Raw genomic sequence first — 13,872 nt, forward strand, 5'->3', positions numbered from 1 at the left:
TTATATCTATTTCGCATATAAAATGCAAGAAACTTTCAAAAAACATACATTTTGCCCTCATATCTGCTTAAAGACCACAGCTCCGGCATAGACCAGCGAACTGTCTCTCTGAAAAAAAATCCGTCCTTTTTTTGGCGCGGTGATCTCTTCGGAGACCTCGCCGTTATAAGGGTCAATGATTTCTGCCAGCAGTTCCCCTTTCTCCACCATGTTCCCGGTCTTCACAAAGGTCCTGAGCAGCCCAGCCTGCCGGCATTGAATCACAGACAATTCTCTCTCCCATAAAATGCAGGATTTTTCCTGAAAACTGCCGGCGTTACGTAGAATTCCCTGCTCTGTCATAAAAGCGAGAACCGCCTCCACTCCTTTCTCCGCCGATACATAGTCAATACGTTCAGTTCCTCCTGTATATACAGAAAATGCCGCTGTCTCCCATATCTGCCAGTTATAATTCAGCGTCGTTGTGTCATAAGGTTTCGGTTCGCGAATGATTACATAAGGGAGACCAAATTCCCGGGCTAAAGAAATATCTTCAAAACCTGTATGCATGATCCTCACATGAGGAAGATAATTTCCTTTTGTATATGAGCTGCAGAAATGTATTCCGTATTTATAATGACGTATCGGCTCAAAAATTCCCGCGGCAATCCGCTGCGTTGTCTCCCCCAGCGCATAACCGGGAAACATGCGGTTGATATCCGTATTATCTGACGGCCAGAATCTCTTTCCCACGTTGATAGAATATAGATTCGCAGCAGGAATAACAAGGATTTCCTTTCCCGGACATATCCTGCCCTCCCTCTCCATTTGTTTCAATCGTTTGTTCAATTGAGAACAAATATAGAGCTGCTGAATCTCATCTCCCCGAAGCGCGCCCATAATACACAGAGCAGGTTCTCCTTTTCCATAAAAATATCCGGTCACCTTCATATTATCCCTGTACAGGGAATTAAGCTGGTAGATAGTCTGCTTTCTCATGATCTTCCTTCTTTCTTTAATATTCTGGCGATTAGCGATCCTTCATTTACCACTGGATATTCCCGTATGGTGAACAGGATGCCTTCATCCGGTGAATGCAGTTCTGCCCGCACGCTTCCGTCAAGGGGATTCACGATCTTCCCTATGACCTCATCCTTTTTCACATTTTTTCAATGGGCAGCTTCCGGCAGAAAAATCCCCGCTGCCGGCGCATTGATAAATATAATCGTCATCCACCCACCGGTCATTGGTCGGGTCTATCTCATACCATGTTCCCGTACTCTGGTCGCATACGCTGACCCAGGCGTGAGAGGCACCCTCTCCCATCATGTAGCCGGCCACGTAGGCCGCCGGAATCCCCATTCTCCGGCAAAACGCGATCATGATATGCGCATAGTCCTGGCACACCCCTTTTTTCATGGCAAAAGCGCTGCCAGCCGTGGTGGTGACTGTCGTGGCGGACGGTACGTATTCCATATGGCAGAAAACAGCCTCCATTAAATTTTTCATGCTTTTTCGAAAAGAAAGCGACTGTTGTTCTGCCCTCAATTTTGAAGGCATCAAAGCAGCTTCTTTCATTTCCGGCCATCGCTTCCAGAAATTCATCAGAAATCGTTCCATCTCCTCCGTACAGATCGTGAGCGCTGTCGGGAAACGATACAGCATTTCTCTGGCCGCTTCTTTTTTATATCCTGCTCCGCTGCTTACCCGGGCAGTCCCTTCCACTTCCACAGAAAACGCAGTGTGCGGTGCAGAGATTCTTCCATATATATACTGGTTCCCAGCCGCATCCTTTCCCGAAGCAGTCCAGTCGCCGGACACTTTCCCGGCAGCGATACGCTTATAAAAAATCATAACATCCTGCGTTGATTCTGATGAGGGAATACATTTCAGCGTAAAAGAATGATCTGTGATGGGATCCGAAAAAAGAGAAGACATGCGATAATAAAAATGTAATTGTTTCATCCATCCACCAGCGTCTCCAGCACCGAGATCATTCTGCGGCGCAATTCCTCCTCGTCCGTCTCCGGATGATCTTCTTTTTCACACTGCAGAAGATACGCAAAACGGACAAAAGCCAATCTGTGATAATCGATTCCTGATCTGTCAATTCTCCCGCTCAGTTTCTGATATTCTGACAGAAGCTCTCTTTTTCCAATACCCAGACGCAGATACAGATCAATTCTCTCAATACTTCTTCCGGTTTTTATGAGGTTCCTCGTCTCTGATTCCACCACATAGTCATCGGCACAGGCCCAGAAAGCCAGAAGCATATCAAGCACTCCCTGCAGTTCCATCAGAGGCGCAGCCTGATGCATAGTCTTCTCCATAGTGGAAAGACCCAGCTGCAGGTACGCCATCGTCTCTGTTCCTATTTCATCCCTGAGTACAACAGCGTTATCATATGCCCGCAAAAGATTGGAGAGTACGGAATCCGGGTTTGTGCTGTCGTAGAGATAACGGCTGATAAAATCCTCATTCGACGTATAAATAACAGGAATATTTAGTTTGGAGCAGAAATCAGAAAATTCATCTGTCTCACTTTCAATCATCTTATCAAATTGCAGATAAAACATCCGCAGTTAATAAATTTATTAAAAATCTGAAAAACATTATTAAAAAAGTTTTTAGATTTGTATATTGAAAAAAGGATTGACAAAAATTGCATTATCGCATATAGTGAACTGGATTTCACCGAGCGAAAAGAAAGACATTTTTAAGAAAAGGAGAACACAAAGATGAAAACTTTTACCGTGAAATTTGATACTGTTGACAACGCAGCATCTTTTGTAAAAGCAATCGAAGATTTCCACAGCCATTTTGATTTAATCTATGGAAAGTACGTGGTTGACGCACAGTCGCTCCTGGGCGTGATGACCATGAATCTCCGGGAGGCAGTTGATCTGCGTATCATGGAACGCGATGGAGAGATGGAAAGAATCATGGCTGCCATTGCGCCGTATATCGCCGCCTGAATTTCAGAATATCACAAGCATAATTTTCATTAAACCATTTATATTGACGTTTTTTTAACAATTATTTATTGCTATCTACTATGAATTATGCTATATTAATGAGGTGTCCTGTGCATGTGCATTGGGCACTTTTCCTGTTTTTTAGGGATTTTTTGATTTTCCAATTGTTTTAAACTCAAAATATATAGGAGGACAATATTATGTGGTTTGACGAAGCAGTAGTTTATCAGATTTATCCCCTGGGTTTGTGTGATGCCCTTGACAAAAAAGATTCCGATCATCGGATCCTACGGATCCTTGACTGGGTAGATCACATTAAAAAGACCGGCGCTACCTGCGTTCTTTTCAACCCTCTCATGGAGAGCGACTACCACGGCTACGACACCAGAGATTACCTGATTCCTGACCACCGTCTTGGCACAGAAGAGGACCTGCAGAAAGTCTGCAAGGCAATCCATGACGCCGGCCTCAAGATCATGTTCGACGGCGTTTTCAACCATGTGGGACGGGGATTCTGGGCTTTCCGGGATGTGCAGGAGAAGAAATGGGATAGCCCTTACTGCGGCTGGTTCCATATCAATTTTGACGGCAATACCAATTACAACGACGGTTTCTGGTACGAAGGCTGGGAAGGTCATAACGAACTCGTCAAATTGAATCTGGATAATCCGGAAGTGCGGCAGCATCATTTTGACGTTATCAAAAAATGGGTGGAACTCTATGACATTGACGGTCTTCGTCTGGACGTGGCTTATTGTTTAAGCGACTTTTATCTTCGCGAACTCAGAAATTTCACCAATCAGGTAAAACCGGATTTTGTGCTGATGGGCGAAACTCTCCACGGAGATTATAATATGTGGATGAGTGATGAAAAATGTCATTCTGTGACTAACTATGAATGTTACAAAGGTCTTTATTCCAGTTTCAACAGCGCCAACATGCATGAGATCAGCTACAGTCTGAACCGTCAGTTTGGCTATGAGAACTGGTGCATCTACCGTGGAAAACATCTGCTGAGTTTTGTGGATAACCATGATGTGGAACGAATCGCCAGCATCCTCACCGATAAAAAGAATCTCCCTGTCATCTATGGTCTCCTCTTCGGCATGCCGGGCGTTCCATCCATCTATTATGGCAGCGAATGGGGCATGGAAGGCTGCAAAAAGGACGGCGACGAAGTCCTTCGTCCGGCCCTTGAACGACCGGAATGGAACGACCTGACCGACGCCATCGCATCATACGCAAAACTCCACACCGGGCATCCGGCACTCTATGACGGCGGTTACCGTAACCTTCATGTGTGGAACAAGCAGCTTGTCTTTGAGCGTGCCTGCGACAGCGAAAGAGTTCTTGTGGCAGTAAACATTGATGATGAACCGTACTTTGCGCCATTCGACGCCCAGGCGGCAAATGGCACCGACCTGCTCACCGAAGAAACTGTCACCTTTGACGGAGGACGGGAGCTGCCTCCGCACAGTGTGGCTTTCTGGAAAGTCTGAAATCATTTTTTTATTGACTTCTGTCTTTATCTCTATATAATGAAGACAGAAGTCAATTTTATTGCCATTTATCAGAACAACAATCTTTGGTTCTTCATCACTACAGGGAGGGCTCTCCTTTATCATTATCGTTCTGGAGGATAGATATGGTCACTTTAACCCCGGCGGAACTGGAAGAAATTCATGCTCATCTTCATAATTACATGCACACAGAAGAAGCCCAATCCATGAAAGGTTTCTGTCAGCACGGCGCAGTGAGTACCTATGACCATGTGATGAACGTGGTCAGACTGAGCTATTATCTTAACAAACGATTCAGGCTGGGCGCCGACATGCGTTCTCTTGTTGTGGGTTCCTTTCTTCATGACTTTTATCTGTATGACTGGCATGATAATGACGGCACCCACCGTCTGCACGGATTCACCCATCCGCAGCGGGCCCTTTCCAACGCCAGCCGCCTTTTTGCACTCAACGAAAAAGAGCAGGCAATCATCCGCCAGCATATGTGGCCCCTGACCTTCCGGGCGATTCCGTCCTGCCGGGAATCGATGATTGTCTGCCTGTCCGATAAAATCAGCTCTGCAATAGAGACTCTATTTCATCGCAAATAATCTTTTTACTTTTTTATTCTGTCTTTTGCGAGATTCCCATGGCAAAGTCCGGCTCTCATCCCGGGATATCTCCCACACCATTTAACACCAGTCGCGGACGGTACGGATACCGTTCGATGATGTCCGGCGTCGTAACTCCGGAGAGAACGAGAACCGTATCAAGACCGGTCTCAATGCCGGAAATAATATCGGTATCCATTCGGTCTCCGATAATAGCCGCATTGGCAGAGTGGACATTTAACAGGCGAAGTCCTGTGCGCATCATCAGAGGATTTGGTTTACCGATAAAATACGCCTTTTTCTCTGTTGCCAGCTCGATAGGAGCAATCAGCGCACGACAAGCCGGTGCGATCCCGGTTTCCGTCGGCCCGGTCAGATCCGAATTAGTTCCAATCAGTTTGGCTCCGGCATTGACCAGACGGATTGCCTTCGTAATCTGCTCCAGATTATAACAGGAGGATTCGCCCACCACCACATAATCCGGATCCACATCATTATACATAATGCCCTTGTCATAAAGAGCATTCAGGATACCATGTTCTCCTACCACATAAGCGCTGCAGCCCGGGGACTGTGTGTCCAGAAAGCAGGCTGTCGCCAGCGCGCTGGTGTAAAAGTGCGTCTCATCCACGTCCAGCCCCATCCTTGCCAGCTTATTCTGCAGCTCTCTCGGAGTATACTGGCTGGAATTGGTCAGAAACAGAAAATTCTTTTTATTCTCTGTCAGCCAGTTCACGAACTCTTTCACTCCCGGCAGAAGACGGTTGCCGTGATAAATCACGCCGTCCATATCGCAGATGAACCCTTCTTTATTTCGTAATGTTTCCATATATGGCATCCTCCTGTATCGCGTCTTTTTATATTCTGTCCTTTTTAGTTTCTTCTCTATGATACCCGATATTTCTGCATTTCATTAAAATGTACGTCATCTTAAATGTACCGTAGCTTTCCGTCACACTTCCGGGTAACACCGTAATCATAACAGACGCCGGATCGTCCTGCAATCCTGCCAGTGTAAAGTTTCGGTATTCTCTGCGTAAACCGTTACCGTTCACGCAGCCAGTGCGCGGCCCGGGCCTGAAATTAAATATTCGGCATCTTCGCCGTCGGCATCATAAGTACCTTCCCGGTTCCCCGATATACGTTTACCAGCCCTTCTCCTGAAGCGGCGGAACCGATCAGCGACTTGCCGGAACGCTCCACTGTAAAATCCAGACTGCCGCTCCAGGCAATGGCATAGTTCCCGTCAATCTTCAGCACATCATTTTCCAGGGTGATCTCCACCAATTCCTCCATCGGACACTGTGACTCAATACAGAAAACTCCGGAACCGTTCAAACTCAAATTAAACAGACCTTCTCCTCCGGCCACAGCAGAAGAAATATTAGAACGCATTACAGCCTTATGTTTCAGCCTGGAATCACATGCCAGAAACAGTCCGTCATCCAGCACAACAGAACCGCCCCAGTCCGCGGCATCCATGAGAATCAGATGTTTGTAGGTCGGCTCCAGAACCAGCAGTCCGCTTCCCGTATATTCCGGCTTAATAGCAGACTCACCGCTGGCCTTGCCCCGTACTGCTTTTCCAAAGAAATCTCCAACGCCTTTAATTCCCGTGGTAGCATTCACATCTCCCAGCATCCACTGCATAGCCCCTGCCTGCAGTGTAATCTGCGCTTTGCTCAGATCGCAGATGACCTGACGCTTGCGGACATTCATCTCAGCACAATAATACGCAATAATGGCAGAATCCGGCGCAATACTTAAATCTCTCTGATATTCGATAACTGTAAAGGCTCCTTTCTGATCGAGAATCTTCACATCATCATTGTCTGTAAAATTCTTTACCTGAAACATCGTTTCCCTCCCTCTTTTCACAGTGGCAGCCGGCAGACCGGCCGCAAATCTGTCAGTAAAATCAAAAATTTTTCTAAAATGTACAGAAAAATCTTTCTATTTTACTATATCACAGTCGTGAAAAGTTCACAACATAAGATACGGCAAAGAATCCCCCCGCCATCTGCGCCGGGCAGAGGAAACTTTCCCGCACTCATATACATTTCTCCTCACCGGTCCACGGCCACCAGATCGTATACCTTTTGCAGTAAAATCGTTTCTTCACCGATCCGCAGTCTCCCGAAAGCATCCACTCCCGAAAATACTCCGGTCAATGTCCGGTATTCTCCCTGCGCATAATATAAAACCTCTGCCCTGTCGCCGGGCTCCAGCTCCATAAGCTTCCGGTTCAGCTCCTCCAGTGCTTCCTCCGACAGCTCCCGCCGGGGAAGCGGTTTTTTCTCTCTTCTCGCCAGCGCTTCAGGATATCCTTTCAGCGCCCCAAAGGGCATAAACTGTTTGGCTCTCTCTTCCCTGCTCATCTTAGGCGCCACTCCTATGACCTCCTATCTGACTGTTGCGTTCTATGGTTGTCGCACCATCCTGAAAATCCATTCCTCTCAGCACAGCATTTTTCCCGAATCGATGCTTGATATCCAAAACTGCCTTCTGCAGCCGTCTTTCTTTTTCAACCTTTGACGGACTGGAAAAAATATCATACTGACAGTACATTTCCGGTTCCACATGATTATAAGAAAGGGAAACCCTCCGGATCCCCGTTTTCGCATCCACGATCCGCCGGTACAAAACTTCCGCATGCTCCATAATCCGGCGGGACATGTCCGTAGCTGCCGGAAGACGAATAGTTCCGTGGGCAGACTTCTTCCCTGCGCTTCTCTCATAGCTCACATGCAGGGTGATGGAGTCAGTGACCAGACTTTTATCCACCAGTTCCTGACAAAGAACGTCCGCCATCTCCTTGACGATCAGGACTCCCTCTTCATAGCCATACGCTCTGGGCAGAACCTGCCCATTGGAAATGGAGTGCATTTTCGGGCGGTAAGCCTTAATATCTGCCATGGTAACCGGCTCTCTGCCCCACGCATGGTCGATCAGCAGCTCCGCGTCTACACCAAAAGCCTTATACAGTGCCCTCTCATCAGCCGACGCCACCTGCTCCATAGTACTGATGCCCATACGCGCGAGCCTCCGGACTGTCCCTTCTCCGATACGCCAGAAATCTGTCAGCGGACGGTGTCTCCACAAAATCCGCCTGTAACTCTCCTCATTAAGGACACCGATAAAATCTGCCGCCTTCTTTGCGATGATATCCAGGGCAATCTTCGCCAGATAGAGATTCGTTCCCACTCCGGCTGCCGCAGGGATTCCTGTACGCTCCCGAATATCCCGGACAATGACCGACGCCAGATCGCGGGCGCTCATGTGATACAAACGGAGATAATCAGTCACATCCATAAAAACCTCATCAATGGAATATACATGAATATCTTCACTGGAAACATACCGGAGATAAATGTCATAAATCTCCGCTGAATAATCAATATAAAGCTGCATCCTCGGCGTCGCCATGATATAGCGGATACCCGGCGGTATCTCAAACACCCTGCACCGCCCCGGGACGCCCTTCGCTTTCATGGACGGGGAAACAGCCAGACAGATCGTCTTCTCTGTCCGCTCCGAATCAGCCACCACCAGATTCGTCGTCATGGGGTCAAGTCCCCGTTCCACGCATTCCACCGACGCATAAAAAGATTTTAGATCGATACAAATATACTGCCTGTCTCTTTTCACTGCTTTCGCCTCTTTTCCTGCATATCTTCCATGCTGCACATTCTGCACATGAAACTGCCCGTATTACGCCGATATCGCGGGGCAAAAAACAAACGTTTGTTCTTTTTTTATTTTATCAGAACAAACGTTTGTTTTCAATGGTAATTTATTCCGGCAGATACCGGATTTTGAGAGACCGGATATTTTTTATTCCGGCAGTTTTGTATCAAACTTTCTGTCATAAAGCAGTGCGGCAATCAGCACGACAAAACAGGAGCCCGCATTATGCACCAGCGCTCCGGTAGTCGGGGTCAGCACTTCCATGAGCGACAATACGATCGCCGCAAAGTTAATGCACATGGACAGCGTAATGCTGACTTTAATGGTATGGACAGTCGCATTGGACAGCCTTTTCAAATACGTGATCTTTGAAATATCTTCGCTCATCAGGGCAACATCTGCCGCTTCCACCGCTATATCGCTTCCCATACTTCCCATTGCCACGCTTACATCGGCCGTTTTCAGGGCCGGCGCATCGTTGACGCCATCGCCGATCATACAAACCTTATGATTTTCTGCCTGCAGATTTTCAATACTTTTCACTTTTTCTTCCGGCAGCAATTCTGCCCGGACATCAGAGATTCCTGCCTGCTGTGCAAAATAACCGGCTGTTTTTTGATTATCGCCAGTGAGCAGAACAGTTCGGGTATTCATGTCTGAAAGACGGGAAATCATCTCTTTTGCTTCCGGGCGAAGCACATCGGAAAGCGCGATGACGCCAATACATTTTTGGTCAGCGGCCACAAGTATCGAAGCCTTTCCCTCTGTTCGCAGGCGTTCCAGTTCAGATCGTACGCCGCTATCAATGACAATCCTGTTCTCAGCGAAAAATTTTTCATTCCCGCAAAGCAGCCGGAATCCTCCTGTCTCTGCGGAAATTCCTTTGCCCGCAGTCATTCTGAAGGCGTTTGCCTCGATCAGAAGAACTCCCTTTGTCTTTGCGTACGCCACAATTGCTTTTCCCAGCGGATGTTCGCTTCTGGCTTCAGCCGAAGCCGCCAGAGAAAGTAATTTTACTTCAGAGATAGTTTTGTCAAATGAAATGATGTCGCTGACATCTAAACAGCCATAGGTTAAAGTCCCGGTCTTATCGAAAGCAATCGTATCTACTTTTCCCATTTTTTCAAGAGCTTCTCCGGACTTGATGATCACGCCATGCTTTGTCGCCTGACCAATCGCCGCCATAATAGCCGTAGGGGTTGCCAGCACGAGAGCACAGGGGCAAAACACAACTAACACTGTTACGGCTGTAACGATATTTCCCGTGAATACATAAGACAAAATTGCGATGAGCAGAGCAACCGGCACCAGCCAGCTTGCCACTCTGTCGGCAATTCTCTGCATGGGCGCCTGTTTATTTTCCGCTTCCTGTACCATGCGGATCAGTTTTTGCAGAGAACTGTCCTCTCCCACTTTTGTCGCTGAAATATCAATCGAACCAAAGCGGTTGATGGTACCGCAAAAAACCTCTTCTCCTGTCTCTTTATCCACCGGCAGGGATTCTCCCGTCATGACAGACTGGTCAACCGATGTTTCTCCCCTTACAATTATGCCGTCAACCGGAATAGTCTCTCCCGGCAGAATACGCAAAAGATCTCCCTGCCGTATTTCCTCTGCCGGTATCATTTCTTCTTTTCCATCGGTTAATCTGCGACCTTTCGCCGGAGCAAGGTTAATAAGCTTTTTCAGTCCTTTTTTGGCGCGGTCGGTGGTAGCCTCCTCCAAAAGCGCACCGACCGCCATGATAAACACAACCTCTCCCGCCGCAAACAAATCTCCGACCGCAACAGCGGCGAACATCGCAATACAGATTAAAAGTGCGGACGATATTTTACTGATTCCCGGATTATAAATAATTCTCCATATCGCCAGATATAACAGCGGAAGACCGCTGATAACGATCGCTGCCCATGCGGGATCAAACGGCAGAAAAGCAAGCCTCACCGGTTCTCTTCCAAATTCCTCCGCCAGGTGAGGGATTAAATCCAACAGCAGAAATACGCCGGCCACAATTGTCATGGGAAGTCCGGCCAAAAAATCATTGATCTTCTTTAACATAATGAATCCTCCAATCCGCACGATATTCCAAACAGATTTGTCCTTGACACTCATTTGCACTTTCCGTACAATAAATTTGATAACAAACACTTTGTTCTTTTTATTGTAAGAAGTAAACAAACGAAATGCAATGGATAATACCGTCTCCATGTTCCGTATGGAACACTTTTGAAAAATTGTACGAAAGGAGTTATCATGGACAGACGACAACAGAAAACAAGGGCAGCCATTTTTGCTGCATTCAGCACTCTCCTGGCCGAAAAAAGCTATGACAAAATTACAGTACAGGAAATTATCGATACCGCAAATGTGGGACGAACAACATTTTATGCTCATTTTGAGGCCAAAGACGATCTGCTGAAAACTTTATGCGAAGAACTTTTCGGACACATCATCAGCAGCACCTTGGATTGTACCCACACTCACGGATTATATTCTGAAAAAAACGCGCCGGAATCCGTATTTTGCCACTTACTGCAGCATCTGCAGGAAGATGAAAATAATATTCTTGAATTACTTTCCTGTGAGAGCAGCGAACTGTTTCTGCGATATTTCAAGAACAGCTTAAATGAATTGGTACAAAACCAATTTGTCACTCAAAACAGAAAAAATAACACTGATATTCCTCAGGATTTTTTAGTAAACCATATTTCCGGCAGTTTTGTGGAAATGGTATTATGGTGGATCAAAAGCCGAATGAAACAAACGCCGGAAGAATTAGACCGGTATTTCCGGGCGGTCATTGAACCGATTCTGTAGGACCCGGACCACCCGGCCGGAAAGACAAATCTTATTTATCATTCTTTATAACTTTCAAAAGCGTTTTCATACTCCTGCCATTTTTCATACCAGAACAGACAGGCTTCCGTATACTGCTGCTCCAGTGCTTCGTATTCTTCCTGCCAGCGGCGGCGGGCCTGTATCCGGGCGGTGAGAATCTCCATGGAGGTATCATGTTTTGATAATTCTTCACCGAACGGCAGCTGTTCTCCCAGAAAATGTTCCACTGCTGCGGCGGCTTTTGCCAGCTGTTCTCCCGCCAGCGTAAGCTGCCAGTCAGTATAAGACTGTTCTGTGGAAAAACGGGCGCTCTGCATCCGGGTTTTCTCCGGCACTTCTTTAAGCCCTTCGATGAGGCGGGTATTCTCCACAGCGACGGCCTCCGCGCCTGCCCAGCCGTATTCCTGTTTTTTGCGCAGATGCTCCACGTAATGTCCGTAGCCAAATGGATAATAAGATACCCCGTTCTCTCCGAAGATCAACAGCGCATCCGCCACTTCTTTTATAAAATACCTGTCATGGGATATGAACAGCATGGTGCCGGTGTACGCCTGAAAGGCGGATTCCAGCGTTTCCTTCGCCGGAATATCCATATGGTTGGTGGGCTCGTCCAGTATCAGCAGGTTGGGACGGCTTTCCAGAATCTCCGCCAGCACCAGACGGCTTTTTTCTCCGCCGGAGAGCTCGCTGACCTTCTTCCCTGTGTCTGCATCCCGGAACAGATAATGTCCCAGGATGGTTTTCACCTCTTTGATAGTGAGCGCCGGGTGCCGGTCGTGAAAATAATCAAACACCCTTTTTTCCGACTGCAGTTCACCGCTGTGCTGGTCAAAATATCCGATTTCCACATTGTTGCCCATCTGCATTTTGCCGGACAGCGCCGGAATCTGTCCCGATAAGGTTCTTAAAAATGTAGTTTTGCCTGTTCCGTTGGCTCCGATAATGCCGATCTTCTGCCCGCGACGGATACGCAGGGTGATCTCCTGCAGGCAGATTTCATCCGAAGGTGTTTTTTCAGATATATTGTCCGTTATCTGTTGTCTCCCGAAATCTCCTTTTTCTGTTCCCGGCACACTTCCTGCCTGACCGTGATACCCGATGCGCAGCTTATCGGCGTCCAGCACCCATTTGCTACCCGGCGCCCTCGGCGTAATAGCCTCCGTGAAGATATGCGCGCCTTCTTCGGAGGGCCGCTCGATTTTTTCCATCCGCTCCAGCACCTTTTTCTTGGAGCGGGCCATGGCCGCCTTTCTGGGCTTGTGTTTGAACTTCTCAATGAGAGCGGTGAGACGCTCAATCTCCTGCTGCTGTGCCTGATAACTCTTCATCTGACTCTGCCGCCGCTTCTCCCGCTGCCTCCGGTACTCCGTGTAATTGCCCGCATAACGGGTCAGCCGTCCGTTTTCCAGCTCATAAACCACGTCGGCCACCGAATCCAGAAAAAACCGGTCGTGGGATACGATGACCACCGCCCGGCCGTACTCCCTGATATAATCCTCCAGCCATTCCACCGCCTGCACATCCAGATGGTTGGTCGGCTCATCTAAAAGCAGAATATCCGGTTTCGTGAGCAGAAGCCTTATCATGGCAATCTTCGTCTGCTCTCCGCCGGAAAACTCCCGCAGTTTTTTCTTCTTTTCTTCTCTCCGAAATCCCAGACCGGTAAATATCCGGTCATATTCCTGCTCAAAATCGTATCTCTCTCTGGAATACGGATCGTCGGCAGGACAGATCTCCAGAAGCAGCTCTTCCACCGTCCGCTCTTTTTCCTCCTGCGCCACAGTCTGTCGAAGCATCCCCACGGTGGTATTTCCTGCCAGGAAAATGCCGGGCTCAAACCGTTTGTCGTCTCTGTCCAGGGACAGTTCCCCTGCAATCAGGCGAAGGAGCGTCGTCTTGCCCGCGCCGTTTTTCCCAACCAGGGCAATCTTTTCATTGCCCCGGATCTCAAAGTCTATATGATCAAGTACCGTCTCGCCCTGCAGGGAGACGGTACCGTTTTTTATCTGATATCGCATGGTGTCACAAATACTCCTTTTCATTTACTGAGGCTGCTGCCGTATGTTTTTGCTATTGTACCTGTTTTTTGATTTCCATGTTCTCATGACATAAGTATAATACAAACCGCCATTTTTGGCTACATTAACCCTCTGCCTGCAGTCAGCCTTCTGCTCACAGATTTTCAGTTCCACATCGTCCACATAATTTCTCCACGGCATCTGTTTACTCTTCTACAATCAAATTGTATAATAAAAGTATAAAAAATCGTATGCAGCGCAGGGT

15 protein-coding genes are annotated in these 13,872 nt (G+C 47.6%); 4 read left to right on the top strand and 11 right to left on the bottom strand.

All coding sequences use genetic code 11. From position 1 onward, the window contains the following. Positions 1–57: 57 nt before the first annotated feature. The 4 genes from B5F87_RS02785 to B5F87_RS02795 all read right to left on the bottom strand — a co-directional run bounded on the left by B5F87_RS02785 (position 58) and on the right by B5F87_RS02795 (position 2,531). The gene (locus tag B5F87_RS02785; RefSeq protein ID WP_087276437.1) at positions 58–978 is read right to left on the bottom strand and encodes a M14 family metallopeptidase; all 921 of its coding nucleotides are present in this window, start codon (positions 976–978) and stop codon (positions 58–60) included. Beyond that, on the bottom strand, positions 975–1,142 hold the full coding sequence (locus B5F87_RS20895) for a hypothetical protein (RefSeq protein ID WP_158096928.1): 168 nt from the start codon (positions 1,140–1,142) through the stop codon (positions 975–977). Before B5F87_RS20895 ends, B5F87_RS02785 begins: the two co-directional genes overlap by 4 nt. Next, a complete protein-coding gene (locus B5F87_RS02790) occupies positions 1,129–1,833 on the bottom strand; it encodes a transglutaminase family protein (protein WP_087277287.1) in 705 nt (234 codons plus the stop codon). The genes B5F87_RS20895 and B5F87_RS02790 overlap by 14 nt, the downstream gene beginning before the upstream one ends. 107 nt (positions 1,834–1,940) lie before the next feature. Beyond that, positions 1,941–2,531: an alpha-E domain-containing protein gene (locus B5F87_RS02795; RefSeq protein WP_158096929.1), complete on the bottom strand. Its 591-nt coding sequence runs from the start codon at positions 2,529–2,531 to the stop codon at positions 1,941–1,943. Positions 2,532–2,717: 186 nt separating this feature from the next. Here B5F87_RS02795 and B5F87_RS02800 point away from each other — a divergent pair, with 186 nt between their 5' ends. From B5F87_RS02800 to B5F87_RS02810, 3 genes are all read left to right on the top strand, one after another. Continuing rightward, positions 2,718–2,954: an HPr family phosphocarrier protein gene (locus B5F87_RS02800; RefSeq protein WP_087276443.1), complete on the top strand. Its 237-nt coding sequence runs from the start codon at positions 2,718–2,720 to the stop codon at positions 2,952–2,954. Between the two features lie 200 nt (positions 2,955–3,154). After that, positions 3,155–4,453, top strand: coding sequence for an alpha-amylase family glycosyl hydrolase (locus B5F87_RS02805; RefSeq protein WP_087276446.1), 1,299 nt, complete (start codon positions 3,155–3,157; stop codon positions 4,451–4,453). Positions 4,454–4,599: 146 nt separating this feature from the next. Next, positions 4,600–5,064, top strand: a complete 465-nt coding sequence (locus tag B5F87_RS02810; RefSeq protein ID WP_242964229.1) for an HD family phosphohydrolase — start codon at positions 4,600–4,602, stop codon at positions 5,062–5,064. 55 nt (positions 5,065–5,119) lie between these two features. Here the strand turns inward: B5F87_RS02810 and B5F87_RS02815 are convergent, their stop codons facing one another. The 5 genes from B5F87_RS02815 to B5F87_RS02835 form a co-directional block, all read right to left on the bottom strand. Beyond that, positions 5,120–5,893 (bottom strand): HAD-IIA family hydrolase, encoded by a 774-nt coding sequence (locus B5F87_RS02815; protein WP_087276449.1) that lies wholly within the window; start codon positions 5,891–5,893, stop codon positions 5,120–5,122. Between the two features lie 254 nt (positions 5,894–6,147). Further along, entirely contained in the window at positions 6,148–6,921 is a 774-nt protein-coding gene (locus B5F87_RS02820) for an AIM24 family protein (RefSeq protein ID WP_087276454.1), read from the bottom strand. 209 nt (positions 6,922–7,130) lie between these two features. Then, the gene (locus tag B5F87_RS02825) at positions 7,131–7,454 is read right to left on the bottom strand and encodes a YolD-like family protein (RefSeq protein ID WP_242964231.1); all 324 of its coding nucleotides are present in this window, start codon (positions 7,452–7,454) and stop codon (positions 7,131–7,133) included. Beyond that, a complete protein-coding gene (locus tag B5F87_RS02830; protein ID WP_087277294.1) occupies positions 7,444–8,712 on the bottom strand; it encodes a DNA repair protein in 1,269 nt (422 codons plus the stop codon). The genes B5F87_RS02825 and B5F87_RS02830 overlap by 11 nt, the downstream gene beginning before the upstream one ends. A 186-nt stretch (positions 8,713–8,898) precedes the next feature. After that, positions 8,899–10,809, bottom strand: a complete 1,911-nt coding sequence (locus B5F87_RS02835) for a cation-translocating P-type ATPase (RefSeq protein ID WP_087276460.1) — start codon at positions 10,807–10,809, stop codon at positions 8,899–8,901. Between the two features lie 195 nt (positions 10,810–11,004). Here B5F87_RS02835 and B5F87_RS02840 point away from each other — a divergent pair, with 195 nt between their 5' ends. Next, positions 11,005–11,568, top strand: coding sequence for a TetR/AcrR family transcriptional regulator (locus B5F87_RS02840; protein WP_087276462.1), 564 nt, complete (start codon positions 11,005–11,007; stop codon positions 11,566–11,568). Between the two features lie 38 nt (positions 11,569–11,606). Here the strand turns inward: B5F87_RS02840 and abc-f are convergent, their stop codons facing one another. Both abc-f and B5F87_RS20900 read right to left on the bottom strand, forming a co-directional pair. After that, entirely contained in the window at positions 11,607–13,631 is a 2,025-nt protein-coding gene (gene abc-f / locus B5F87_RS02845; protein WP_343215719.1) for an ABC-F type ribosomal protection protein, read from the bottom strand. Continuing rightward, a complete protein-coding gene (locus B5F87_RS20900; RefSeq protein WP_158096930.1) occupies positions 13,632–13,808 on the bottom strand; it encodes a hypothetical protein in 177 nt (58 codons plus the stop codon). Between the last annotated feature and the right edge of the window lie 64 nt (positions 13,809–13,872).

Origin of the sequence: Eubacterium sp. An3 (genome assembly GCF_002159465.1) — a bacterium.
GTDB classification, from domain to species: domain Bacteria; phylum Bacillota; class Clostridia; order Lachnospirales; family Lachnospiraceae; genus Anaerobutyricum; species Anaerobutyricum stercoris.